The 24230-nt window shown below is 61.3% G+C and carries 25 protein-coding genes; 19 read left to right on the forward strand and 6 right to left on the reverse strand.

Annotated elements, in window-relative coordinates; translation table 11 throughout:
* The 6 genes from ABI546_RS00820 to ABI546_RS00845 form a co-directional block, all read left to right on the forward strand.
* Positions 1–485: tyrosine-type recombinase/integrase (locus ABI546_RS00820; protein WP_348043136.1), on the forward strand; the 485-nt coding region annotated here is incomplete at its 5' end.
* Between the two features lie 260 nt (positions 486–745).
* Positions 746–1579, forward strand: coding sequence for a ZIP family metal transporter (locus tag ABI546_RS00825; RefSeq protein ID WP_348043138.1), 834 nt, complete (start codon positions 746–748; stop codon positions 1577–1579).
* A gap of 149 nt (positions 1580–1728) precedes the next feature.
* Complete coding sequence (locus ABI546_RS00830; protein ID WP_348043140.1) at positions 1729–1962, forward strand: hypothetical protein; 234 nt, start codon at positions 1729–1731, stop codon at positions 1960–1962.
* Complete coding sequence (locus tag ABI546_RS00835) at positions 1959–2249, forward strand: hypothetical protein (RefSeq protein WP_348043142.1); 291 nt, start codon at positions 1959–1961, stop codon at positions 2247–2249. The genes ABI546_RS00830 and ABI546_RS00835 overlap by 4 nt, the downstream gene beginning before the upstream one ends.
* Positions 2250–2424: 175 nt before the next feature.
* On the forward strand, positions 2425–2649 hold the full coding sequence (locus tag ABI546_RS00840; RefSeq protein ID WP_348043144.1) for a hypothetical protein: 225 nt from the start codon (positions 2425–2427) through the stop codon (positions 2647–2649).
* 142 nt (positions 2650–2791) lie between these two features.
* Positions 2792–4042, forward strand: coding sequence for an FAD-dependent oxidoreductase (locus ABI546_RS00845; protein ID WP_348043146.1), 1251 nt, complete (start codon positions 2792–2794; stop codon positions 4040–4042).
* 624 nt (positions 4043–4666) lie between these two features.
* On the opposite strand, the gene ABI546_RS00850 is transcribed toward ABI546_RS00845, so the two are convergent.
* The 4 genes from ABI546_RS00850 to ABI546_RS00865 all read right to left on the reverse strand — a co-directional run bounded on the left by ABI546_RS00850 (position 4667) and on the right by ABI546_RS00865 (position 8196).
* Positions 4667–5005, reverse strand: a complete 339-nt coding sequence (locus ABI546_RS00850; protein WP_348043148.1) for a hypothetical protein — start codon at positions 5003–5005, stop codon at positions 4667–4669.
* Between the two features lie 169 nt (positions 5006–5174).
* Positions 5175–6074, reverse strand: a complete 900-nt coding sequence (locus ABI546_RS00855; protein ID WP_348043150.1) for a sulfurtransferase — start codon at positions 6072–6074, stop codon at positions 5175–5177.
* Between the two features lie 9 nt (positions 6075–6083).
* On the reverse strand, positions 6084–6986 hold the full coding sequence (locus ABI546_RS00860; RefSeq protein WP_348043152.1) for a DMT family transporter: 903 nt from the start codon (positions 6984–6986) through the stop codon (positions 6084–6086).
* Positions 6987–7077: 91 nt separating this feature from the next.
* Positions 7078–8196, reverse strand: coding sequence for an aromatic ring-hydroxylating dioxygenase subunit alpha (locus ABI546_RS00865; RefSeq protein WP_348043154.1), 1119 nt, complete (start codon positions 8194–8196; stop codon positions 7078–7080).
* Between the two features lie 276 nt (positions 8197–8472).
* On the opposite strand from ABI546_RS00865, the gene ABI546_RS00870 reads away from it, so the two are divergent.
* The 3 genes from ABI546_RS00870 to dxs all read left to right on the forward strand — a co-directional run bounded on the left by ABI546_RS00870 (position 8473) and on the right by dxs (position 11708).
* A complete protein-coding gene (locus ABI546_RS00870) occupies positions 8473–8742 on the forward strand; it encodes an exodeoxyribonuclease VII small subunit (RefSeq protein WP_348043156.1) in 270 nt (89 codons plus the stop codon).
* Positions 8743–8811: 69 nt separating this feature from the next.
* Entirely contained in the window at positions 8812–9732 is a 921-nt protein-coding gene (locus ABI546_RS00875) for a polyprenyl synthetase family protein (protein WP_348043158.1), read from the forward strand.
* 65 nt (positions 9733–9797) lie between these two features.
* Positions 9798–11708 carry a 1-deoxy-D-xylulose-5-phosphate synthase gene (gene dxs / locus ABI546_RS00880; RefSeq protein ID WP_348043160.1) on the forward strand — a complete coding sequence of 637 codons (1911 nt, stop codon included), beginning with the start codon at positions 9798–9800 and terminating at the stop codon, positions 11706–11708.
* A gap of 48 nt (positions 11709–11756) precedes the next feature.
* Here the strand turns inward: dxs and ABI546_RS00885 are convergent, their stop codons facing one another.
* Positions 11757–12377 (reverse strand): helix-turn-helix domain-containing protein, encoded by a 621-nt coding sequence (locus tag ABI546_RS00885; protein ID WP_348043162.1) that lies wholly within the window; start codon positions 12375–12377, stop codon positions 11757–11759.
* A 122-nt stretch (positions 12378–12499) separates the two neighbouring features.
* Here ABI546_RS00885 and ABI546_RS00890 point away from each other — a divergent pair, with 122 nt between their 5' ends.
* From ABI546_RS00890 to ABI546_RS00935, 10 genes are all read left to right on the forward strand, one after another.
* A complete protein-coding gene (locus ABI546_RS00890; protein WP_348043507.1) occupies positions 12500–13798 on the forward strand; it encodes an FAD-dependent oxidoreductase in 1299 nt (432 codons plus the stop codon).
* On the forward strand, positions 13795–14595 hold the full coding sequence (locus ABI546_RS00895; RefSeq protein WP_348043164.1) for a DUF1365 domain-containing protein: 801 nt from the start codon (positions 13795–13797) through the stop codon (positions 14593–14595). The genes ABI546_RS00890 and ABI546_RS00895 overlap by 4 nt, the downstream gene beginning before the upstream one ends.
* A gap of 42 nt (positions 14596–14637) precedes the next feature.
* Positions 14638–15915, forward strand: coding sequence for a cyclopropane-fatty-acyl-phospholipid synthase family protein (locus tag ABI546_RS00900; protein WP_348043166.1), 1278 nt, complete (start codon positions 14638–14640; stop codon positions 15913–15915).
* On the forward strand, positions 15912–16484 hold the full coding sequence (locus ABI546_RS00905) for a chalcone isomerase family protein (RefSeq protein WP_348043168.1): 573 nt from the start codon (positions 15912–15914) through the stop codon (positions 16482–16484). Before ABI546_RS00900 ends, ABI546_RS00905 begins: the two co-directional genes overlap by 4 nt.
* Positions 16481–17797 (forward strand): MFS transporter, encoded by a 1317-nt coding sequence (locus tag ABI546_RS00910; RefSeq protein WP_348043170.1) that lies wholly within the window; start codon positions 16481–16483, stop codon positions 17795–17797. Before ABI546_RS00905 ends, ABI546_RS00910 begins: the two co-directional genes overlap by 4 nt.
* The gene (locus tag ABI546_RS00915) at positions 17794–18342 is read left to right on the forward strand and encodes a DUF3833 domain-containing protein (RefSeq protein ID WP_348043172.1); all 549 of its coding nucleotides are present in this window, start codon (positions 17794–17796) and stop codon (positions 18340–18342) included. The genes ABI546_RS00910 and ABI546_RS00915 overlap by 4 nt, the downstream gene beginning before the upstream one ends.
* A gap of 6 nt (positions 18343–18348) precedes the next feature.
* Positions 18349–19140, forward strand: coding sequence for an SDR family NAD(P)-dependent oxidoreductase (locus ABI546_RS00920; protein ID WP_348043174.1), 792 nt, complete (start codon positions 18349–18351; stop codon positions 19138–19140).
* 39 nt (positions 19141–19179) lie between these two features.
* Positions 19180–19611: a nuclear transport factor 2 family protein gene (locus ABI546_RS00925; RefSeq protein WP_348043176.1), complete on the forward strand. Its 432-nt coding sequence runs from the start codon at positions 19180–19182 to the stop codon at positions 19609–19611.
* A gap of 209 nt (positions 19612–19820) precedes the next feature.
* The gene (locus ABI546_RS00930) at positions 19821–20900 is read left to right on the forward strand and encodes a TRAP transporter substrate-binding protein (protein ID WP_348043178.1); all 1080 of its coding nucleotides are present in this window, start codon (positions 19821–19823) and stop codon (positions 20898–20900) included.
* Positions 20901–21061: 161 nt separating this feature from the next.
* A complete protein-coding gene (locus ABI546_RS00935) occupies positions 21062–22141 on the forward strand; it encodes a TRAP transporter substrate-binding protein (RefSeq protein WP_348043180.1) in 1080 nt (359 codons plus the stop codon).
* A 297-nt stretch (positions 22142–22438) separates the two neighbouring features.
* Here ABI546_RS00935 and ABI546_RS00940 read toward each other — a convergent pair whose 3' ends face one another.
* A complete protein-coding gene (locus ABI546_RS00940; protein WP_348043182.1) occupies positions 22439–24229 on the reverse strand; it encodes a TRAP transporter large permease subunit in 1791 nt (596 codons plus the stop codon).
* Between the last annotated feature and the right edge of the window lies 1 nt (position 24230).

Genomic DNA, 24230 nt, shown 5'->3' on the forward strand with positions numbered 1-24230 from the left:
AGGGCAATGATTTTGTCTGCCGCCTGCTCCAGTCGCTTGGCTCGGTGGCGAAGTTGGCCCGATCCCGCGCTCTGTGGGCTGCGGACAGGGCCGCAGAACGCGCTGGTGTGGCCATGCCGTTTGCTTTAGAGGCCAAGCACCCCCGAGCCGGCCAGACCTGGCCTTGGCACTGGGTGTTTGCCTCACCTACTCTGTCTATAGACCCTCGCAGCGGCATTGAGCGGCGCCACCATCTGTACGAGCAGCGCTTGCAACGGGCCCTTAAAAACGCAGCCGCGCTGGCACACATTTGCAAGCCGGTCAGTGTGCATGCCTTGAGGCATTCATTTGCCACGCACCTGCTGCAATCAGGTACCGACATTCGCACCGTGCAACAGTTGCCAGGCCACAGCGACGTGAGCACCACGATGATTTATACGCATGTTCTCAAGGTCGCTGCGGGAGGAACAGCCTCACCGCTGGATTCGCTTTTACAAGCCCAATGACCGCCTCCTGCCAGGTACTGACCTTCGTGCCAATTGCCGCCATGCCCGCTTGTGGTGACATAGGGCGGACTTTCAGCGTGCTTAGGACTTCAGAAACGCTTTTTTGCGCGTGCCCCTTGATACGCTTGACAAGATAAAAAGCAACCCCGGCCGCACGCATTGGATGCGATGCCCGGGGTTTTGTCGTCTATGGTGTAACCTCCACGGTTGTTTAATCATCATTTTGGGCTGTAGCCCAATCGGAACGAGCGCGAGCAGCTATGACTTTGATAGCAATTTTGGTGGGTACCTTGGTCGCCGGCATCGGCAGCGTCTGGCTGGCGGCGTTGCTCAGCTTTGGCTTGCTGGCCCGTTACACCCAGCACATGCTTAGTCTGGCTGCCGGCGCGTTGCTGGCCACGGCCTTCATGCACTTATTGCCTGAGGCCTTTGAAAGCCAGGCTGGCGCCAAGGAGCTGTTTGCGACCTTGCTGGTGGGGCTGGTGTTTTTCTTCCTGCTCGACAAGGCCGAGCTGTGGCACCACGGCCATGAGCATCACGGCGGCGATCACCATGGCCCTGAAGTAGTGGCGCATGCGCAGCACGACCATGCAGAGCACGTCCATGCCGCGCATGGTCACCACGGCCATGGTGGCGAGGTCAGGACGGGCGGCTGGGCGGTGCTGGCCGGCGACAGCGTGCATGCTTTTGGCGACGGCATCCTGATTGCGTCGGCCTTCATGGCCGATTTGCGGCTGGGCGTGGTGGCTGCCCTGGCCGTGCTGGTGCATGAGGTGCCCCACCACATGGGCGACCTGGTGGTGCTGCGCCAGACCTCGAACAACCGGCGTGCCGCATTCGTCAAGGTGTCGCTGGCCGGCGCGGTCACCGCACTGGGCGGCGTGGTTGGCTATGCGCTGGTCGACCAGCTGTATGACTATTTGCCGTTCTTCCTGATCATGGCGTCGAGCAGCTTTATCTATGTCGCGCTGGCCGACCTGATCCCGCAGTTGCAAAAGCGCGTCACGGCCAAGGAAACCGTCGCGCAAATCGCCTGGCTGGCCATCGGCATCGGGCTGGTCACCCTGATCAGCGGGCTTGCGCATCATCACTGAGCTGTTCAACGCGGCGGCGCTGTCAGACGGCGCCTGACAGCGACAGGGCTTGGCGACCTATACGCCGGGCGGGAAGGGGGAGGGAAGATAAGTCATCGGCTCTCCCCAAAAATCTTCCCAGCTTCGTCTTATTGCAAAGGCAGGCCCCCATGAACTTCCACCCAGCCCCTTCGTCGGTTTCCAGCGTCTTTCGCCCCTCGGTCACCGACCTTGAAAATGCCCGACCTGCGGCACCGCAGTGGCGTTCCGAATCGCGGGTGCTGCGTCATCATCGCCCGCGCATTGCTGCCTATGTGGCATTTTTCATTACTGTGTTTGCCAGCATGGCCGCCGCAGCGGCGCTGGCGATTCATGACATGCCCCTGATGGTGGTGGGCCTGTGACGAGCGCAGGCGGCCGCGCAAACGGGGGCGTGCCCTTGGGCACCGGGTCACCGGAAGAGCCGGCGCACACGCTGCCGGCCGAGCCAACGCAAATCACCAAAATCGATCCGGCATCGGCCCCGAAAGGGACGGACAAGGGAACGGCTTCTGGGGGCGCACATAAGCAGCCAGGCAACGACGAGCCTGAACTGGCGCTGGAGCCTGACCTGCCGTCAGATGGTCGCGATGAAAAGGGCGAAGCCATGATTCGTGACCTTCCCAAACCGAAGACCTGGAAAGAAAAATGACCATGGCCACCAGCCCCAATGTTCCACCCCCTGAGCCGCTGCCGCCGCTGAATAGCCCCCCGGAGCCCGGAGAAGTTCAGACCACACCAATGCCGATGGAATAGGGGAATAGCGTGCCTAGTCCGCGTGAGGCGCGTGGCGAGCATTCCTAATTGCAACGCTTAAGGAGCACGCCATGCCCATTGATTCAAGTCCCGAAGGCGCAGAACTTTTACACGACCCCGTGGTGAAACCCTTCCCAGAGTCAGAACGGCACCGTGGCAAACCCGTCACCACAACGGGTGACGGCCACAACCATGAAGGTGAACGACGCGACATCGAAGCGGAAGACGGCGACCAGGGCCTTCCGCATGGCGCCCTCCGCGAACAGGCCGTCGCCAAAGCGCCTTTGGGTAATTGACTGCGTCCAGCACCCTGGACCTCTCATCCTTTCTTTAATAGCACTGCGCAGCAAGCCATGCCGCAGACACTTGGCAGGCGGAGCACTTGCGCCCTCGGGCAAGCTTCTATAAGGTCAAACACCGTTGCCCGGAGGAGATGCCATGCCTGAAGTCCTGGATGTGCGCTGTTGTATCGCTGGCGGCGGCCCCGCAGGCATGATGCTGGGCCTGCTGCTGGCGCGCGCTGGCGTGCCGGTGATCGTGTTGGAAAAACACGCCGATTTTCTGCGCGACTTCCGCGGCGACACGGTGCATCCGTCGACGCTGGAGGTGATTCACGAGTTGGGGCTGCTGGAGAAATTTCTTGCCCGTCCGCACGATCAGGTCAGCGAGCTGCGCGCTGTTGTCGGCAATACCGAGGTGGTGCTGGCGAGCTTCAAGCATTTGCGCCTGCGCTGCAAATTTATCGCGATGATGCCGCAGTGGGAGTTTCTGGATTTTGTGCGTGATGAAGCGGTGCAGTACGCGGGGTTTCGCTTGATCCAGAACGCCGAAGTGACGGATGTGATTCAGAACGAGGGCATCGTGACCGGCGTTGAGGTCAACACGCCAGAGGGCCCGCTGCGGGTCACGGCCGACCTCGTGGTCGGTGCCGATGGCCGACGCTCCACGGTGCGCCGTTCGGCTGGGCTGGTGGTGCGCGATCAGGGCGCGCCTATCGATGTGCTGTGGCTGCGCCTGCCCAAGTCGCCCGGTGATCCCTCCACGACGGGCGGGCGCATCACCAACGGTATTTTCCTTGCGATGATTGACAGGCGCACCTATTGGCAATGCGCTTACGTGATTCCCAAAGGGGGCATTGAGGCGGTGCGCGCGCAAGGACTGCAAGCGTTCAGGGATGCCGTGGTGAAAGTGGCGCCGCTGTTTGCCGATCGCATCGGCACGCTTGCCAGCTGGGACGACATCAAGCTGCTGAGCGTCACGGTAGACCGGCTTGAGCAATGGTACAAGCCGGGCTTGCTGTGCATCGGCGACGCCGCGCATGCGATGTCGCCGGTAGGCGGTGTGGGCATCAATTTGGCGGTGCAGGACGCGGTGGCGACCACCAATTTGCTGGCTGCGCCGCTGGCCGATCCCCAGATCGATCGGGCTGCGCTGACGCCTTTTCTTGCGCAGGTGCAAAAGCGCCGGCTGTTTCCGGCTCGCATTACGCAGGCGGTGCAGGTGGCCATTCAGAACCGCTTGCTGAGCCCGGTGCTTGCGGCGCGGGGTCAAGAGGGGCTGGCCATGGCACTGCCCTGGCCGCTACGGCTGATGCGACGCTGGCCACGGTTGCAGGCGCTACCGGCCTATGCTGTGGGCGTCGGTGTGCGACCCGAGCACGTGCACTTGCCGGAGCACACGCGAAAATAACCGGATGCTATGTATTTGATAGCTGTTTGCGCTCTATTTATAAGGGCTGTGGGCTGTTTTTATTCAATTTTCGTGAATTTTGAGGCGACCGGAGACGGGTCGCCAGCTGTCCGCAGCAATGACGCGAGCACCGCGCGGGGCCAGGCTCACGCCGGATCTTGATCGTCGCGTAGGTCTTTTCCTACGTCATCCGCAGGCATTGCCTACGTTGGCTCGCTTGCTGCAGGCCTAAAGTGGTCGGGAAGGCTTTTGGCTTGGCTGTGTTGTGCTGGGCGAGCCTCCCACCACCGTCACATGATTTAGCGCACGGCTTCTCTGAAGTCGAATGAGTTCAAGGACATCATTATGAAAACCACCACAGAAACGCTTCGCTCCCACAGTCCCGAGCGCAGCCCTTCGAAAGGGCGTTTGGGGGACCGGCCGGACAATGGCTCCAGAAGCAGTCGTGGTGCTGGCCCCTCTTCGGGCTCACGCCTGGACAACCCGCACAAACGCATCCGTTTGAGTGCGCATGCGCGTTGACGCGGTTGACGATTGGCATCGAAACATTCGCGCGACGATCAGGCGAAAAACGCTTACACCCCTGTGGGACACCGTCTCATGGGGTAAGCCCGATGCTTCGGGCTAAATTAAGTTCTGGCTGACGTTCAGCCAATCACTGTTCAGCCAATTTATCTTCAAAAAAGGAACCGACATGCACGCATCCAAATTCAAACCTGCTGCCCTCACCGCCGTTGCTCTGGCCGCTTTGCTGGCCTTGGGGGCCTGTGGCAAAAAGGTGGAGGACACGGGCGCGACCGGCTCATCGCCATCCACTCCTGCTGCGACGCCTTCGACGACTCCCCCGCCTTCTGCAACGCCATCGCCGATGGAAAGCACCCCCTCGATGGGGTCGTCCACCACGGGTACAAGCAGCATGCCGGCCGGAACCACCACCGGCTCGGCAACGGGTGATGCAGCCATGCCATCAAGCCCCAGTGCTAGCGCCCCCGCAAAATAACCAGGAAGAAAAACCGGTCGTCGACCGGCAAGTTGAACGCGCGCAAGACGGCGCTTTCGCAAAAAAAACCTGCACGTTGAACGCGTGCAGGTTTTTATGTTTCTGGCAAGGCCATCTCGGCCTTGCGACCCCTCAGCCCTGCGCGACCGGACGCTCCGGATTGCTGCACCAGTCGCTCCAGCTGCCCGCGTAAAGCCCGCTTCGTCCCAGGCCCGCGATTTCCATCGCGAGCAAATTGGGAATGGCGCTGACGCCGCTGCCGCAGTGATGCACCACGGATGCGGGGTTGCGGCCCGCCAGTAAAGCATCAAACTCGGCCTTGAGCTGGGTCGCCGGTTTGAATTTGCCGTCGGGCCCGAGGTTCTGGCCGAAGGGCCGGTTCAGGGCGCCTGGAATATGGCCTGCAACCGGGTCCAGCGGTTCCACTTCGCCCTTGAAGCGCGGCGTGGCGCGTGCGTCGATCAGTGTCTGCGCGGGGCGGCCCAATTGGCTGGCCACGGTCTCGGCGGATACCAGGGTGGCCTTTTCCGGTGCGAGCAAAAAGTTGGCCTGAAAATGCGCCGGCTCTTCTGCGCTGTTCACCGCGCCGCCCGCCGCTTGCCAGGCCTGCAACCCGCCGTCGAGCACGGCGACGTTTTCGTGGCCGGCCCACTTGAGCATCCACCAGAGGCGTCCGCAGTAGTTGGCACCGTTGCGGTCATACACCACTGCCTGCATGTCGTTGGAAAAGCCGACACTGGACAGCCACGTGGCAAATTTTTCGCGGTTGGGCAACGGGTGGCGCCCGCCCGAGGCGGGCGCATCGGCGCCACTGGCAGTGATCACACCGTGGGCACCCGGCACGCCATGTTTGGCGCTGAGCGCGGTGTCCAGGTCGGCGTACACAGCGCCTGGAATGTGCGCGGCCAGGTATTGTTCGTGCCCGACGTGCGGCTTCATGAGGTCAAACGTGCAGTCAAAGATGCGCAGCGGCTTGGCAGCCGTGATCAGTGCTTGCAGTTCTTCAACGGAAATCAGGGTGGTGTAGCTCATTGGAACTCCTTAATGCTCTTCGGCTGGCGCGTTGGGCGCGGCCCGGGCGCGCAAAACGGTCGCGGCAATCGCGCTGACGATGATGAGGCCCATGCCGGCCCAGCCAATCAGGGGGATATTGTCGCCAAACAGGATCAGGCTGTAGAGGGCGGCAAACACAATACCCGAGTACTGCAGGTTGGCCACCATCAGCGTGCCGCCGTGGTTTTCGGACATCGAGTAAGCCTTGGTCATGGACAACTGGCCCAGCGAGGCCAGGATACCGATGGGCGGCAGCCACAGCGCGTGTTGCCAGTTCCAGGGCGTGACACCCACGACCGCCATGCCCAGCGCACCGGCCACCGCAGTGCCCACGGCAAAGTAAAAAACCGTACGCGTTTCAGGCTCGCCCATGCGCGAGATGGCCATGACCTGCATGTACGCAAAGGCGGCGCCCAGGCCCGACATCAAGCCCACCAGGCCGGCAAAGGTCTGGTTCTGGTCAATGGCGGGGCGCAGCAGCATGACGACACCGGCAAAGCTGGCGAGGATGGCCATCACGAGAGGCCCCTGGCTCGGGCCCTTCTGGCCGGCTTTGCCCAGCATCAACGCGCCGCCCACCAAAAAGGCGGCGATCCAGACACTGCTCATGTAATTGAGCGTCATGGCGGTGGCCAGCGGCAGATGGGCGATGGCGTAAAACCAGGCCGACAGCGACATCACGCCGATCACGCTGCGCCAGGCGTGCATGGACGGGTAGCGGGTGCGCAGGGTGATGCCTTGCGCGCGGGCGTAGATGGCCATGAACAGGATGCCGAGCACGCCGCGGTAAAACACCAGTTCGGCGCTGTTGAAGTGCTCGGACGCGTATTTGACGCAAACCCCCATCGTGGCAAACAGGAAGGAGGAAGCGATCATCCAGACGGCTTGCATTGATTTTTTGGGGAATATTTATAGGTTAAAGCGGCTGAAGCCGTTGATGGTCGTGCACGAGCAGCTATCAAATAAATAGCAAGCCAGGCGCTCAGATCATCTGCGTGGTTTTGCTCGCGCCCATTTCACGGCGGTACCACTCGTGAAAGTGCTGCATGCCGTCTTCCATGGGGCTTTGGTAGGGGCCGAACTCGTTGTCACCGCGCAGCATCAGGGCCTTGCGGCCGGCGTCCATGCGCAGGGCGATCTCGTCGTCTTCCACGCAGGTTTCCATGTAGGCAGCTTGCTGCGCCTCGATGAACTCGCGCTCGAAAGCGCAGATCTCTTCGGGGTAGAAAAATTCGACCACGTTCAACGTCTTGTCGGGGCCCTGCGGGTGCAGCGTGCTGACCACCAGCACGTGCGGATACCACTCGACCATTACATGCGGGTAATACGTCAGCCAGATGGCGCCGTACTTGGGCGGCACGCCCTTGCGGTACTGAAGCACCACGTCGTGCCATTTCTTGTAGGTGTCGGTGCCGGGCTTGCCCAGTTTGTCGGACACGCCCACGGTCTGCACCGAATAGGCGGGTTCGAGCTGCCAGCGCAGGTCGTCGGTGGTAACGAAGCCGCCCAGCCCGGGATGGAAGGGACCGACGTGGTAGTCCTCCAGGTAAACCTCGATGAAGGTTTTCCAGTTGTAGTTGCACTCGTGCAGGTGCACTTTGTCGAGCTGGTAGCCCGAAAAGTCCAGGTCGGCGTAGGTGGCCAGTTGCGCCATTTCGGCAGCGACGTCGCGGCCGGTGTCCTCGAACACCAGGCCGTTCCAGGTCGTGGTCTTGTAGCGGTTCAGATTCAGGCAGGGGTCGATCTCGAAGTGCGGCGCTCCTATGAGTTCGCCCGAGGTGTTGTAAGTCCAGCGGTGCAGCGGGCAGACGATGTTGCTGCCGGTGTTGCCGCGGCCTTGCAGCATGGTCGACTGGCGGTGTCTGCAGACGTTGGAGATCAGCTCAATGCCCGCGGCGTTTCGCACCAGCGCCCGGCCTTCGCCCTCGTGCGGCAGGGCGTAATAGTCGCCCAGGTTGGGCACAGCCAGTTCGTGGCCCAGGTAGCGTGGTCCCTTGGCAAACAGCTTTTGCTGCTCCCGCTGGTACAGGCCCGCATCAAAATAGCTGGAAATGGGGAGCTGGCTGGTGGCCTGCAGGAGACGAAGGCTGAGATCAGACATGCAAATTTCGGTGAACATGCCGCCGCGCGAAGCGTGGGCGGCCCGTTGACAAGCGGATAGACAGGCTGAGCGACAGCCCACAGAGAAATAAGGGCGAACTTCCGCAGCAGGGGCACTGCTGCTATCGAGAACTGTTATCAATTGTACCCGCGCACGCCATTTTGCGGGCCTTGGCAGTCGGCCACCGGATAATAGGGATGTATCGATCCGTAGCCTTGAAACCGGGGCCTGCAATCTGCCTGCAACGGCCTAAAATCGTTCTTCACTCCAAATTACATGGCCAAAAGTCCTTCATCCTCCGCTGCTGTTCCCGCCTCCGCTACGGCTTCCGGCCCGGCACTGCCCGCCAGCTATGAAGCCGCGTTGCAGGAACTCGAAGGCCTGGTGGACAGCCTTGAGTCCGGCCAGCTGCCGCTGGACCAACTGCTGACCGGCTATCAGCGCGGTGCCCAGCTGCTGAAGTTTTGCCGGGACAAGCTTGAAGCCGTGGAAACCCAGATCAAGGTGCTGGAAGGCACGGAACTCAAACCTTGGGCGCAGGAGTAGCCGGCATGGCCGGAGCCCCGCATCGCATGCAGACTATTCCTCATTCCCCACCCCCAAAGAGATTCACGATTGAACGCCCCTGAAAAATTGCCCCTGTTTACGCTGAGCGCCTGGAGCGCCGCGCAGCTTGCCCATGTTGAAAGTGCGTTGTCACGTTGGGTCGCCTGCCCAAGCGATGCTCCCGCGCCTGCGGGCCTGGGCGACGCCATGCGTTATGCCGTGCTGGATGGGGGCAAGCGCCTGCGGCCCCTGCTGGTCATGGCGGCGTGCGAGGCGGTGCAGGGCAATGGGCAAGCTGCGCTGCGGGCCGCCTGCGCCGTAGAACTGATTCATGCGTATTCGCTGGTGCACGACGACATGCCTTGCATGGACAACGATGTGCTGCGCCGCGGCAAGCCCACGGTGCACGTCAAGTTCGGCCAGGCCCAGGCCCTGCTTGCCGGCGACGCGCTGCAGGCCTTGGCCTTTGAGTTCCTCACGCCCGAAGATGCTTCGGTCGACGCGGTCACGCAGGCGCGGCTGTGCCGCATGCTGGCCCAGGCCGCGGGCTTTCAGGGCATGGCCGGCGGGCAGGCGATTGACCTGGCTAGCGTAGGCTTGCCATTGAATTCCGCGGAACTTCATGAAATGCACCGCCTGAAAACCGGTGCGCTGTTGCAGGCCAGCGTGATGATGGGCGCTACCTGCGGCACGCCCACGCCGGCCGCGCAAAACGCCTTGCGTGACTACGGCGCGGCCGTTGGCCTGGCTTTCCAGGTGGTCGACGACATACTCGATGTCACGGCGGACTCCGCTACGCTGGGAAAAACGGCAGGCAAGGACGCCGCCCAGGACAAGCCCACCTTCGTATCGCTGATGGGACTTGAGAATTCCAGAGCCTATGCGCAGGAGCTGCTTGGCAAAGCACTGCGCCGCCTGGACGACAGCGGCTTGGGGCACACGGAGGCCTTGCGCGCACTGGCGGATATGCTGGTGAACCGTCATCATTGAAGCCGTCACCAGGACTGACATACGGCGGACCGGGGAACCGGCTTGCCATCAACAGCGACACCACGATGTATCCATTGCTTGAAACCATCAACAGCCCCGCCGACCTGCGCAGGCTGCCCCGTGCCGAACTGAAGCCCCTGGCCGATGAGCTGCGGGCTTACGTGCTCGACAGCGTCTCCAAAACCGGCGGGCACCTGAGCTCGAACCTGGGCACGGTAGAGCTCACGGTGGCCTTGCACTACGTTTTTAATACCCCCGAAGACCGCCTGGTGTGGGACGTGGGCCATCAGACTTATCCGCACAAAATTCTTACCGGCCGGCGCGAGCGCATGGACAGCCTGCGCCAGTTCGGCGGGCTGTCGGGGTTTCCGCGCCGCGACGAAAGCGAATACGACACCTTCGGCACCGCGCACTCGTCCACGTCGATTTCCGCCGCGCTTGGCATGGCGCTGGCCGCCCAGCAAAAAGGCGAAGACCGCCACGCGGTCGCCATCATCGGCGACGGCGCGATGAGCGCCGGCATGGCCTTCGAGGCCTTGAACAACGCAGGTGTGCACGACCACTGCAAGCTGCTGGTGGTGCTCAACGACAACGACATGAGCATCAGCCCGCCCGTGGGTGCGCTGAACCGCTACCTGGCCCAGTTGATGAGCGGGCGTTTTTACGCATCCGCCAGGCATATGGGCAAGCAGGTGCTGCGCGTGGCCCCGCCGCTGCTCGAGCTGGCCAAGCGCCTGGAGTCGCACGCCAAAGGCATGGTGGTGCCGGCCACGCTGTTTGAGAACTTCGGCTTCAACTACATCGGCCCCATCGACGGCCATGACCTGGAGTCGCTGATACCGACACTGGAAAACATCAAGCACCTGATGGACACCAAAGGCGGCCCCCAGTTCCTGCATGTGGTCACCAAGAAAGGGCAGGGCTACAAGCTGGCCGAGGCCGACCCCATTGCCTATCACGGTCCGGGCAAGTTCGACCCGGCCATGGGGCTGCAAAAATCCAGCGCGCCGGCCAAGCAGACCTTCACCCAGGTCTTCGGCCAGTGGCTGTGCGATATGGCCGCGCATGACGCTCGGCTCGTCGGCATCACGCCCGCCATGCGCGAAGGCTCGGGCATGGTCGAGTTCCACAAACGCTTTCCCGAGCGTTATCACGACGTCGGCATTGCCGAGCAGCACGCGCTGACTTTCGCCGCAGGCATGGCCTGCGAGGGGCTCAAGCCCGTGGTCGCGATTTATTCGACTTTTCTGCAGCGCGGCTACGACCAGTTGATCCACGATGTGGCTTTGCAAAACCTGCCGGTGGTGTTCGCGCTGGACCGCGCCGGCCTGGTCGGTGCCGACGGTGCCACCCATGCGGGTGCCTACGACATTCCCTTCCTGCGCTGCATCCCCAATATGAGTGTGGCCTGTCCTGCGGATGAACGCGAATGCCGCAAGCTGCTGAGCTCGGCGTTTGAGCAAAACCACCCGGTGGCTGTGCGTTATCCGCGTGGCGCCGGCGCGGGCATTGAGCCCGAAGCAGGGCTGGAGGGACTGCCTTTCGGCAAGGGCGAAATCCGCCGCCAAGGCGCGGGCGTTGCCATCCTGGCTTTCGGCACGCTGCTGTACCCGGCCTTGCAGGCCGCCGAAAAACTCGGCGCCACCGTGGTCAACATGCGCTGGGCCAAGCCACTGGACGTCGAATTACTGCTCAAGGTGGCGGCAAGCCATGAAGCCCTGGTCACGGTGGAAGAGGGCGCCATCATGGGCGGCGCTGGCAGCGCGGTCAGTGAAGCCCTGCAGGCCGCAGGCATACAAATACCGGTGCTGCATCTGGGCCTCAAAGACGAATTCATCGAACACGGTGACCCGGCCAAACTGCTGGCCCTGCAAGGCCTCGACGCCGCAGGCATAGAGGCCGCCGTCACGGCGCGCTTTGCCGAACTGATTAAAACCGGCGAGCCCGCCAAGCCCACACTGAAGTCCGTCGCCTGAGCTGGGTTCGCCGGCCTTGAAGAGACTCTTCAGTCAAGCCACCGGGCATTACCGGGCTTCAAGACCTTCAAAGCATGTGCTGAGCACCAGGGCGACGATTTCATCGTTGGTGTACAGCTCGCTCATTTTCAAAAACTCCAGCACCGGATCGCAGGCGCGGGCATATAGCGTGTAGAGCACTGCAATCGGCGGGAACTTGGGGTTGATTGCCCCTTGCGTCTGCGCGGCCTCAATCCAGGTACCCAGGCGGTCGCTCACGTCCATGAGCCCGTTCATATAGTCCTTGTTGCCCATTAGCGCGGTACGCAGGCTGGAGTTTTGGCTGGGCAGCGAGGGCATTTCACCCGCCAGCTTCAAACTCATTGCCCACACCACCACGCTGCGTAGCTTGTTCACGGCGGATGGCTCGGTGTGCAAGGTGTCCAAAAAAGCCTGCGCCCGGCGCATGACTGCCACCATGGCAGCCGCTGCCAGGTCTTCTTTGCTGGGGAAGTGCTTGTAAAGGCTGGCTTTGGCAATACCCACGTCAGCAGCCACTTCGTCCACCGTCATGGCTTCAAACCCTTTTTCAGCCAGCAAACGGTTGACCGACTGGATGATCGCGTCCTCACGCACCAATAGCATTTGTGCTTTGAAGGAAACCTTTGCGGGGGAGGTGATGCTCGTCATGGCTTGATTTTAGCCAATTTAGGTTGAAAAAAGAATGACGAGAAAATATTTATACTAAACAGTATTAATAAATACTATGTAGTATAGAATTGGCCGCATCAATTCAAGGAGTACGGGTGTCAATCAAGGTAGCCATCGTGGGTTCGGGTATTTCAGGCTTGGCGGCCGCCTATGCCCTGAAAGGCAAGGCCGACATCACGCTGCTGGAGGCGGGTGCCTACTTTGGTGGCCACACCCATACCGTCGATGTGACGCTCCCAACACCACGTGGCGAGGTTACCCACGGGGTGGATACGGGGTTTCTGGTCCTAAACGAGCGTACCTACCCACAACTGATTGCGCTTTTTGCAGAGCTTGGCGTGGCGACCGTCAAGTCCGACATGTCGTTTTCCGTGCGCGCCGATGATTTCGCCAATGGCCGCATCACGGAGTGGAGCGGCTCCAGCCTGAACTCTGTGTTTGCACAACGCAGCAATCTGGGTAACCCACGTTTTTGGGGCATGTTGCGCGACCTGCTGCGCTTTAACGCCCTGACAACCCGGATGGCCCACAGCGGAACCAGCGCTGAGCTTCGCCAGCCACTGGGGACGTTTTTGAGCGCGCATGGCTTCGGCACGGCGTTTTGCGAATGGTATTTCCTGCCCATGATGGCCTGCATCTGGAGTTGCCCTACCGCGCAGATGCTGCAATTCCCGGTCTCGACCATGGTGCGCTTTTGCCACAACCACGGTCTGCTGCAAATCACCAACCGCCCTCAGTGGTGGACCGTGCAGGGCGGGGCCAGGCACTATGTGGAAAAAATCACCGCAGGCATTGCAGACAAGCGGCTGAGCACCCCGGTGCGCCGTGTTGAACACATGGACGGCACCTCGGACGGCAAAGGCAGCGTTCGCATCCACACCGACGCAGGCGTTGAGCTGTTTGACAGGGTCATCATCGCCACTCACTCCGACCAGGCCCTGCACATGCTGGCCGCGCCAACGGCGCAGGAGCGTGAAACTCTCGGCGCCATTCACTACCAGCCCAATAAAGCCGTGCTGCATACCGACGCCTCAGTCTTGCCGACGCGCAAGGCGGCATGGGCGGCCTGGAACTACGAGCGCGCGAAAACATCAGGGCAGGAGGGCGCGCGGGTGTGCCTGCACTACCTGATCAACCGATTGCAGCCACTACCGTGGGAGCAACCGGTGGTCGTGTCCCTGAACCCGGTACGCCCCATCGCGCAAGACAAGATCATCGGCGAGTACGACTATGCCCACCCGGTGTTTGATCTGGCCGCTGTGGCTGCACAAAACCGCATGCCGGCATTGCAAGGCAAAAACAGCCGCTACTTTGCGGGTGCCTGGATGGGCTACGGTTTTCATGAAGATGGCCTCAAAGCCGGGCTGGCTGCGGCCGCGCAGTTGTTGGTGGACGCATGAACCAGTCTGTACCGCTCATGGGTTTTGGCCAGGTTCGTCACAGCCGGTTGCGGCCGCAGCGCCATGCGTTTGCATACCCTACCTACTTCCTGATGCTGCCGATGCGCAGCCTGCAAAAGCAGGCGCCTCAACCCGGCCGGTGGCACATCAATCGCAGGGGCGCATTGAGCTTTTTCGAGACCGACCACGGCGATGGACGCGCGCCGGAACAGGGCGGCGCTATCGCATGGCTGGACGAAGTGTTGCAGCGAGAAGGCATCCATGACGCGACGGGTGAGGCCTGGCTGCACACCTCTCCGCGCGTGCTGGGCTACACATTCAAGCCAGTGAGTTTCTGGTATTGCCACCGTGCCGCGGACGACCGGGAGGGAGGTCTGCGTGCCATCGTGGTGGAAGTCAACAACACCTTTGGCGAGCGGCACTGCTATGTGCTGGACGCGCCCCGCTACGGGGTGACACAGCGCGCAGACAAGGTGTTTCATGTGTCGCCTTTCAACCCGGTGCAGGGCCACTACCGTTTTCGCTTCATGCGCAGCGTACAAGGCGCACATGCGCGCACGGTGGCTCGGGTGGACTTTTACGATGACATCGTCGCCGACGCTGCCGTATTGCAAACCAGTGTGAGTGGAACGCTGCAGCCCATTACGCCCGCCGTCCTGCGCCGCGCTGTGTGGCGCTATCCCGCGATGACGTTGGGTGTGGTGCTTCACATCCACATCCAGGCGCTGCGACTGTGGCTGAAAAAAGTGCCTTTCTTTCACAAGCCCGCCCCGCCGCAAACCTTTGTCTCGCGCTAGAGGGCAGCGCCCAGTACCTACGTCCCATTTCCGGAGTCCCACATGAACGTCGCCACCCGCACCGCTCCAGGTCTTGCCTTTCCGAAGGATGCGCCGGCCGCAGCCCGAAGTGCGCTGCGCCTGCTGCAAAACCTGCGCCATGGCGCGCTGAACCTGCATCTGCCCGATGGCTCGCAGCGCCGCTTTGGCGAGCACCCGCAGCAGCACGCTTTGCACACGCCCAAGCACCCCAGCGCCAGCATCACTCTTCACAACTGGAACGTGTTTGGCGCAGCGCTTAAATCCGGCGACATCGGTTTTGCCGAAAGCTACATCGCAGGAGACTGGAGTACACCCAACCTGACTGAACTGCTCAAAATGTTCTCCGCCAACCGCCGGCAGGTCGACGCGATGATCTTCGGCACATGGTTCGGGCGGCTGCTTTACCGCGTCAAGCACCTGCTGCATCACAACAGCCGCGCCAACAGCCGCAAGAACATCCACGCCCACTACGATCTGGGCAACGCGTTTTACCGCCTGTGGCTGGATGAAACCATGAACTATTCCAGTGCATGGTTCGAGGGCGACCTGTCCCGTCCCTTGCCGGAGGCGCAAAACGCCAAAGTGCGCCGCGCGCTGGATATGGCCGATGTGAAGCGAGGCGACCGCGTGCTGGAAATCGGCTGCGGCTGGGGCGCACTGGCCGAGCAAGCCACCGTGAACCGGGGCGCGGCCGTGGTGGGTGTGACGCTGAGCACCGAGCAACTGGCATATGCCAGTGCCCGCTTGCGGCGTTTGGGCGTGAGTACCGGCGCGGATGGACGCGCCGACCTGCGCCTGCAGGACTACCGCGACATTCCGGATGCGCCGTTTGACGCGATTTGCTCCATCGAGATGGTGGAAGCGGTGGGGCAAGCCTATTGGCCCAAGTACTTCGCCACCGTAAGCCGTTTGCTCAAGCCCGGTGGACGGGCCTGCGTGCAGAGCATCGTGATTAACGACGCGCTGTTTGATCGCTATGTCGGGTCAACCGACTTCATTCAGCAGTACATCTTCCCCGGTGGTTGCCTGCCCTGCCCGCGAGAGTTTCGCCGCCAGGCCCAGATTGCGGGGCTGGAGGTGGTGGATGAGTTCGCGTTTGGCACAGACTACGCCGAAACGCTGCGCCGCTGGCGCGATGCCTTCATGGCCCGCAAGGTGGAGGTGGCGGCGCTCGGCTTTGATGAGCGTTTTATGCGCATATGGGAATATTATCTTGGCTACTGCGAAGCGGCCTTTGACACCGGTGATGTCAACCTGATGCAGTACACCTTGTGCAAACCCGCCGTGCTTTCGCTATGAAAAACGTAGCTGCTTGCGCAATACTGGCAATGGTGGGGGGCTTGTATGGCTTGCAAATTCAGGCCCAACCATTGCCTCAAGAGTTGCGCCTCACCTTGCCTGCGGCCAGTCTGTCGGGCCAAGGCACGTTGAAATTCTGGGGCTTTGAAGTCTACCAAGCCACCCTGTGGACCGCCCCCGGATTTGCCGCGCCAGCCTACGAGCAAAGTCCATTTGCGCTGGAGCTCGCCTACCTGCGCGACTTCAAGGGCGCGGACATAGCGAAACGTTCTATTGCGGAGATGCGTCGCCAGGCGTCTTTGACTCCAGCGCAGGAAGCCGCATGGGAGAACCAGATGCTTGCACTGTTCCCGGATGTAAACACCGGCGACCGCATCACGGGGGTGCATCAACCCGCCACAGGTGTGGTGTTTTGGCGCAATGGCCGTGTGCTGGGTGAAGTGCGCGACCCGGCATTTGCCAAACTCTTTTTTGGAATCTGGCTTTCCCCCCAAACGTCTGAGCCGCAATTGCGCCGCACGCTGCTGGCGCAGGCCAGATCACAGGCTCCAGCGAGCGCTGCGCCATGAATCCCCGCATGGCCGCACAAATGGAGGCGGCGCCTCAAGGCTGGAGCGTGAGCGACGGTGTGCGTTACGGGCTGCTGGGTTTGCCGCTGGCGTTTTGCGCGCTGCCTCTTTACGTACTGATGCCCAATTTGTACGCGCGCCATTGGGGTGTTTCGCTGGCGGCTTTGGGCGCGGTGCTGTTGGGCGCGCGTTTGCTCGATGCGGTCATTGACCCCATGTTGGGCCGTTTATGCGATCGCCTGTATGCCACTTCGCTGGGCGCGGTGCTGGCGCTGGGCGCTGTGGCGGGGGCCGTACTGGCAGTGGGGTTTTCTTTTTTGTTTTTGCCGCTCGTGAGCGAACCCACGGCGCTGCTCTGGTGGGCGGGGTTTTGGCTGGTGGTGACCTATGCGGCCTACAGCGCCCTGTCGGTCGCGCATCAGTCCTGGGGCGCCATGTTAGGCGGCGACGCCCTGTACCGCAGCCGCGTGGTCGCCTGGCGCGAAGGGTTGGGGTTGGTGGGGGTGCTTCTGGCTGCGGTCACTCCCGCACTCCTGGGCGTTCCCGCCATGCTGGCGCTGCTGTTCGCCGGGTTGTCAGTTGGCTGGTGGGCCTGGCGCGGAGCGCCTCAACCAGAGCGCAGTCATCATGCGGCTGCAGCCTTGACACCTATGGCCCCCGGCGCGCTCTGGCACCCGTTGCGCAATCCTGACTTTCGCCGCCTTCTCGGCGTGTATCTGCTCAACGGCATTGCCAGTGCCATCCCGGCGACGCTGGTGCTGTTCTTTCTGCAAGACCGATTGCAGGCCAGCGAGGCCGTGCAGTCCACCGCGTTGGGGGTGTACTTTGTGTGCGGCGCGCTCTCCATGCCAATGTGGTTACGCCTGGTAAGACACTGGGGGCTGGCGCACAGCTGGCGCGTTGGAATGCTTTTATCCATTGCAGTTTTTTTGGGTGCGAGCCGGCTGGGTGTGGGTGACGCGCCGTGGTTTTTGCTGGTGTGTGCCTTGTCGGGTGTGGCCTTGGGAAGCGATTTGGTCTTTCCAGGCGCGCTTCTGGCCGGAGTCATTGCCAAGGCCGGTGACCGCGGGCTCGCCGAAGGGGCTTACTTTGGCTGGTGGAACTTTGCCACCAAGCTGAACCTGGCGCTGGCCGCCGGCCTGGCCCTGCCGTTACTGGGCTGGTTGGGTTATGTGCCCGGCGCGCGAGATGCCGATGCGTCCGTCCTGCTCACCGCCGCCTACTGTTTCTTGCCGTGCGGGCTCAAAGCCCTGGCGGCCTGCGCACTCCATATTCTCATCATCCAACCGACGGCCCAGCCGCATACACCATGAAACCACGCAGTTTTTTTGACCGCTCACTCCTTCTTGCCGTTGTAATGTCTGCCGGGTTGCTGGGCGCATGCAGCGCGCCCAAAGTTCAAGATTACGCCAAAGAGACACCGGTACTGGAACTGCGCGACTACTTCAACGGCACGCTTGACGCGTACGGAATATTCACGGATCGCTCGGGAAAAGTGGTGAAGCGTTTCACGGTGGTGATGACATGTACGTGGAAGGGCGATGCCGGTGTGTTGGACGAAGTCTTCAGCTATTCTGACGGTACTACCCAGCGGCGCATCTGGCGCTTGACCCGCCACGCCAACGGCCGCTACACCGGTCAGGCCGACGATGTGGTGGGCAACGCTGAAGGTCAGCAAAGCGGCAATGCGTTCAATTGGGCCTACACCCTTGCTTTGCCGGTGGACGGCCGGGTGATCGACGTGCAATTTGACGACTGGATGTACCTCGTGACCGACAAAATCATGCTCAACAAAGCCGCCATGCGCAAGTGGGGTGTGGGTTTGGGCGAAGTGACGCTCTCATTCGTCAAGCGATAGATTCCCATGGCACTGAACTCTCCCATGACGGACTGGCGCGGCCGCAAGGTTTGGCTGGTGGGCGCATCCACCGGTATTGGCCGGGCAACCGCATCTGCGCTGCACGCCCATGGCGCAAAGGTGGTGGTCTCGGCCCGCGGTACAGATGCGCTCAAAGCGTTCGTCGATGCGCACCCTGGCGCCCTTGCCCTGCCACTGGACGTGACCGACGCACGGGCGGTCAAGGCAGCGGCATCGGCTCTGGCTGCGCAGGATGCGCTGGATTGCGTGTTGTACTGCGCAGGGCACTATCACGCCATGGACGCCATGCACATCGACCTGGGCGATTTGGTACGCCACAATGAAGTGAATTACCTCGGCGCGCTTTACTTGCTGGACGCCGTCGTGCCGCAACTGCTGGCACAACCGCGGGACAAGCGCACGGGCCAGCGCGGCCACATTAGCCTGATGGGCAGTGTGGCGGGCTACAGGGGTCTTCCCAATAGCCTGGCCTACGGCCCGACCAAGGCAGCCCTCATTAACCTTGCCGAGACCTTGTATCTGGACCTGCACCCCCAAGGCGTGAGTGTGTCGCTCATCAATCCCGGTTTTGTGAATACACCGTTGACACGCCAAAACCAGTTCAAAATGCCCGCCTTGATCACCCCCGAGGAAGCGGCGCGGGAAATCCTGCGCGGATGGGCACGCGGGGAGTTTGAAATCCACTTCCCTAAACGCTTTACCCGCTGGATGAAAGCCTTGCGGCTTTTACCCTATCCCGTATTTTTTGCGGCAACACGCCGCCTCAGACAGGTCTAGGGCCTGCAAAACATAGTGTTAACAGACCCTAGAACGTCCATGAACTCCGCAGTTGACCGCATTGCAGAAACCTTCCAGACCCTCACCCCCGCGGGCGTGGAAACGCTAGGCGACATATACGCTCCCGATGCACGCTTTAAAGACCCATTTAACGACGTGCGGGGTCTGGCCGAGATCCAACGCATTTTTCGCCACATGTATGTGAATCTGGAGGACCCGCGCTTCCTCGTTACGGGGCGCATCGTGCAAGGGGCGCAGTGCTTCTTGACCTGGGAACTTCATTTTGCCTTCAGGCGTATCAAGCGGGGACGGGCGCAGTGCATTGTGGGCGGTTCGCATCTGGTGCTGAATGACGAGGGTCGCATCACGCTGCACCGTGACTACTGGGATGCGGCTGAAGAACTGTATGAAAAACTGCCCGTGATTGGCAACTTGATGAAATGGATGAGACGGCGTAGCAATTCGCAATAGGCGCTCCGTGCCGTACAGGCATTCCGATCGCAACCGCGTTTTGGGGTGGAAGGGTGGTTATGTGTCGACAGCTTCCCGTCAGGTCTTTGAGGGTAAACCCGGCCCGCCCCAGTCCCGCGCATTTTTAGAATTCCCGCAGGCCTGCATAAGCGGGCTGGGTAGTACGTGGCCCAGTGGAATTTTCATTTTTACCTTTCGGAGTCAACCTGATGGATCGTCGTTCACTCATCAAACACGCCGGCATTGCCGGTGTTTTGGCCGCTGGCGTTGCGCCGGCTGTTCACGCGCAGGCCGCCATTCGGTGGCGGCTGGCGTCGAGCTTCCCGAAATCGCTGGACACCATCTATGGCGGCGCAGAAGTGTTCGCAAAAGCCGTCAAGGCCATGTCTGGCGGCAAGTTCGAAATCTCCGTCCATGCCGCGGGCGAGTTGATGCCCGCTTTCGGCGTGGTTGACGGTGTACAGAACGGTACCGTTGAAATGGCCCACACCGTGCCATACTATTTTTTCGGCAAGAACGAGGCATTCGCCATTGGCGCAGCCATTCCGTTCGGCATGAATTCGCGCCAGATGTCGGCCTGGATGTTTGAAGGCAACGGCCGCAAGCTGATGAATGAGCTCTATGGCCAGTACAACATGGTGAGCTTTGCAGGCGGCAACACTGGCGCACAGATGGGCGGCTGGTTCCGCAAGGAAATCAAGTCGCCTGCCGACATCAAGGGCCTGAAATTCCGCGTCGGTGGATTTGCCGGCAAGGTGATCGAGCGCATGGGTGGTGTTCCGCAGAACATCCCCGGCGGCGAAATCTACCAGGCGCTGGAAAAGGGCACCATTGATGCCGCCGAGTGGGTAGGACCGTATGACGACCAGAAGCTGGGCTTCAACAAGGTCGCGCCGTTCTACTATTACCCCGGATGGTGGGAAGGCGGTCCCGAGGTGGACTTCTTCATCAACCAGAAGGCGCTGGACGGCCTTTCGTCAGAGTACAAAGCCATCATCGAAGCCGCATCGTCCGTCGCGCATGTGGACATGCAGGCGAAGTACGACGCGCGCAACCCGACAGCGCTCAAGCAACTGGTGGGCGCCAAGACCAAGGTTTTGCCTTTCCCGACGACCGTGCTCGATGCGTCCTTCACGGCGTCCATGGAGCTGTACGCCGAACTCGAAGGCAAGAATCCGATGTGGAAGAAAATCTACAGCGATTACCGCGCCTTCCAGCGCGACCAGGTCCTCTGGTTCCGTTTCGCCGAGTCCCGTTTCGACAACTACATGCAGACGAAAAAACTGTAATCGCGCTTGACGCTTGGCTGAGTCCGCGAGGCCTGTCCCATCTTGGGGCAGGCTTTTTTATTTCCCCATCAAGATGCATCCACGGGTAAGTCCCTAAAGTGCGGATGCTTGAGGCCTCCTAGACTTGTCCCAGCTATTAACTAACACGAAGGAGTTATTCCATGGATCGTCGATCACTGATCAAAAACGCTGGTATCGCCGGCGTACTGGCCGCCGGGGTCGCCCCAGCCGTTCACGCGCAGGCCGCGATTCGCTGGCGCCTGGCCTCCAGCTTTCCCAAGTCTCTTGACACCATTTTTGGCGCCGCTGACACCTTCGCCAAAAAAGTCAACGAAATGAGCGGTGGCAAGTTCACCGTCTCGACCCATGCCGCCGGCGAACTGATGCCCGCGTTCGGTGTGGTTGACGGCGTGCAGAACGGCACGGTCGAAGTAGCCCATACCGCCCCTTACTATTTCTTCGGCAAGGATGAAACATTTGCATTGGGCTGCGCCATTCCATTCGGCCTGAACAGCCGCCAGATGACCGCATGGATGTACGACGGCAACGGCCTGAAGCTCATGCGCGAGTTCTACACCAAATACAACATCGTCAACTTCCCCGGCGGCAACACCGGCTGCCAGATGGGCGGCTGGTACCGCAAGCAGATCAAGTCGGCTGCCGACATCAAGGGCCTGAAATTCCGCGTCGGTGGATTTGCCGGCAAGGTGATCGAGCGCATGGGCGGTGTTCCGCAGAACATTCCCGGCGGCGAGATCTACCAGGCGCTGGAAAAAGGCACCATCGACGCCGCCGAGTGGGTGGGACCGTACGACGACCAGAAGCTGGGCTTTAACAAGGTCGCGCCGTTCTACCACTATCCCGGCTGGTGGGAAGGTGGCCCGCAGCTGGACTTCTTCGTCAACCAGAAGGCCCTGGAAGGCCTGTCTGCGGAAAACAGGGCCATCGTCGAATGCGCCGCGGCATTTGCGCACACCGAAATGCAGGCGAAGTACGACGCGCGCAACCCGACGGCACTCAAGCAGCTGGTGGGCGCAAAAACCAAGGTTTTGCCTTTCCCTAAAGACGTGCTGGACCTGGCGTTCAAGGAGTCCATGGCCCTGTACTCGGACCTCAGCGCGAAGAACCCGAGCTGGAAAAAAGTCTACGACGACTACTCTAGCTTCCGCCGCGACTCCAACCTCTGGTTCCGCTTTACCGAAGCGCGTTTCGACAGCTTCATGCAAGCCCAGAAGCTGTAAAGGCAGCTGGCCGGCCCGCAAGGGCTTGCCGTCAAAAAGCCCCGCCTCGCGGGGCTTTTTTTTGCGCCCCGCCTGTGTGGTCTCAGTGTGAAGGCCTGTGTTGGCTCTGGCACCGGTGTAGAGCGGCCGCGCTGGCTTCAAACCCCTCCCTCTGTCCCCTATGCCTGCGCCAGGCCTGAACAGCGGAGACAGACGCAGCATCGTGTTGTCCGCCTCCTACTCGTACCTGGCATAAAAAAGCCCCGCATCGCGGGGCTTTTGCGTTCACGTGGCCTGAAGACCACGCGAGACCTCACTTTATTTCTTCTTGTCTTTGGCAAGCGAGTCCTGCATCGCCTTCATCGGGTCGTCTTCTGCGGCCGGGGGGGGGGCCGCCTCAAGACCTGGCGCCGGAGCTCCCGCTTCAGGCTCTGGGACCGTGACCTCGGGCGTCTGCCCGGCGCGGCTTTCAGCCTCCATCTGCAGCTGGACTTTGTCCAGGTCGATTTTTTCGGCCTTATCCAACCCGCTGGAGACAATACCGGGGAAGAAGATGATCAGCGAGACCATCACAATCTGGATCAGCACAAACGGCACGGCGCCCCAGTAGATCTGCATGGTCGTGACGGGCTGGATCAGCTTGCCGGTGACGCGATCAGCATAGGCCTTCATCGGTGCCACGCTGCGCAGGTAGAACAGAGCGAAGCCGAACGGCGGGTGCATGAACGAGGTCTGCATGTTGACGGCAAGCAGCACGCCGAACCAGATCAGGTCAATGCCCAGCTTCTCTGCCACGGGGGCCAGCAGGGGCACCACGATGAACGACAGCTCGAAGAAATCCAGGAAGAATGCCAAAAAGAAGATCAGGATATTCACCACGATCAGGAAGCCGGTCTGGCCGCCTGGCAGGCCTGACAGCAGATGCTCCACCCACTTCTGTCCGTCCACGCCCTGGAACACCAGGCTGAACACGGTAGACCCGATCAGGATGAACACCACGAAGCAGGACAGCTTGGTGGTGGTGTTCAGCGCCTGCTTGAGCAGCGTCATGCTCAGGCGGCCGCGGGCCATGGCCATGATGAACGCGCCCAGCGCGCCCATGGCGCCGCCTTCGGTGGGGGTGGCAATCCCCAGAAAAATCGTACCCAGCACCAGGAAGATCAGCAGCAGCGGCGGAATCAGCACGAAAGTGACGCGCTCGGCCATGCGTGAAAGCAGGCCCATGCGGGTCACCTTGTTGATCAGCGCGATCACGAACGCCAGCAGCACACCCGCGCACATCGACACCACAATGGTTTCGTCGGTGGCGACGCTGGTGATTTTCTCGCCCTTCACCCAGCTATAAACGTCAGCATAATGCTCGCCGAAGTACACGGCGACTCCGGTCGAAATAATGGTCAGGATCAACAGCGACAGCAATCCGCTCTTGCCGTTGTCTTCGCGAATGGTCCGTGCCTCCGGCGGCAGCGCCGGCAGCCACTTAGGGCGAAATATGGCCATGGCGACCACGAACGACACATACATGCCGGTGAGCATGAAGCCGGGGATGAATGCACCCTTGTACATCTGGCCGACGCTGCGACCCAGTTGGTCGGCCAGGATGATCAGAACGAGAGACGGCGGAATGATCTGCGCAAGGGTGCCCGATGCGGCGATCACGCCCGCGGCGATACGCCGGTCGTAGCCGTAGCGCAGCATGATGGGCAGCGAAATCAGGCCCATGGAAATGACGGAAGCCGCGACAACGCCGGTGGTGGCCGCGAGCAAGGCCCCCACGAAAATCACCGCCAGTGCCAGGCCACCGCGAACCGGGCCGAACAGCTGTCCGATGGTTTCCAGCAGATCTTCGGCCATGCCGCTTCGCTCCAGGATCAGCCCCATGAGGGTGAAGAACGGAATGGCCAGCAGTGTGTCGTTCTGCATGATGCCGAAAAGCCGCAGAGGGAGCGCCTGCAGCAGCGCCTCAGGCAGGATGCCCATTTCAACGCCGATGAAGCCGAAGAACAGACCGCAGGCGCCCAGGCTGAACGCGACGGGGAAACCCATCAGCAGGAAGACGAACAGGCCCGCGAACATGATCGGGGCCATATTGTTGACAAGGAATTGCATG

Source organism: Polaromonas sp., assembly GCF_039932935.1.
In the GTDB taxonomy this organism is placed as follows: Bacteria; Pseudomonadota; Gammaproteobacteria; order Burkholderiales; family Burkholderiaceae_C; genus Polaromonas.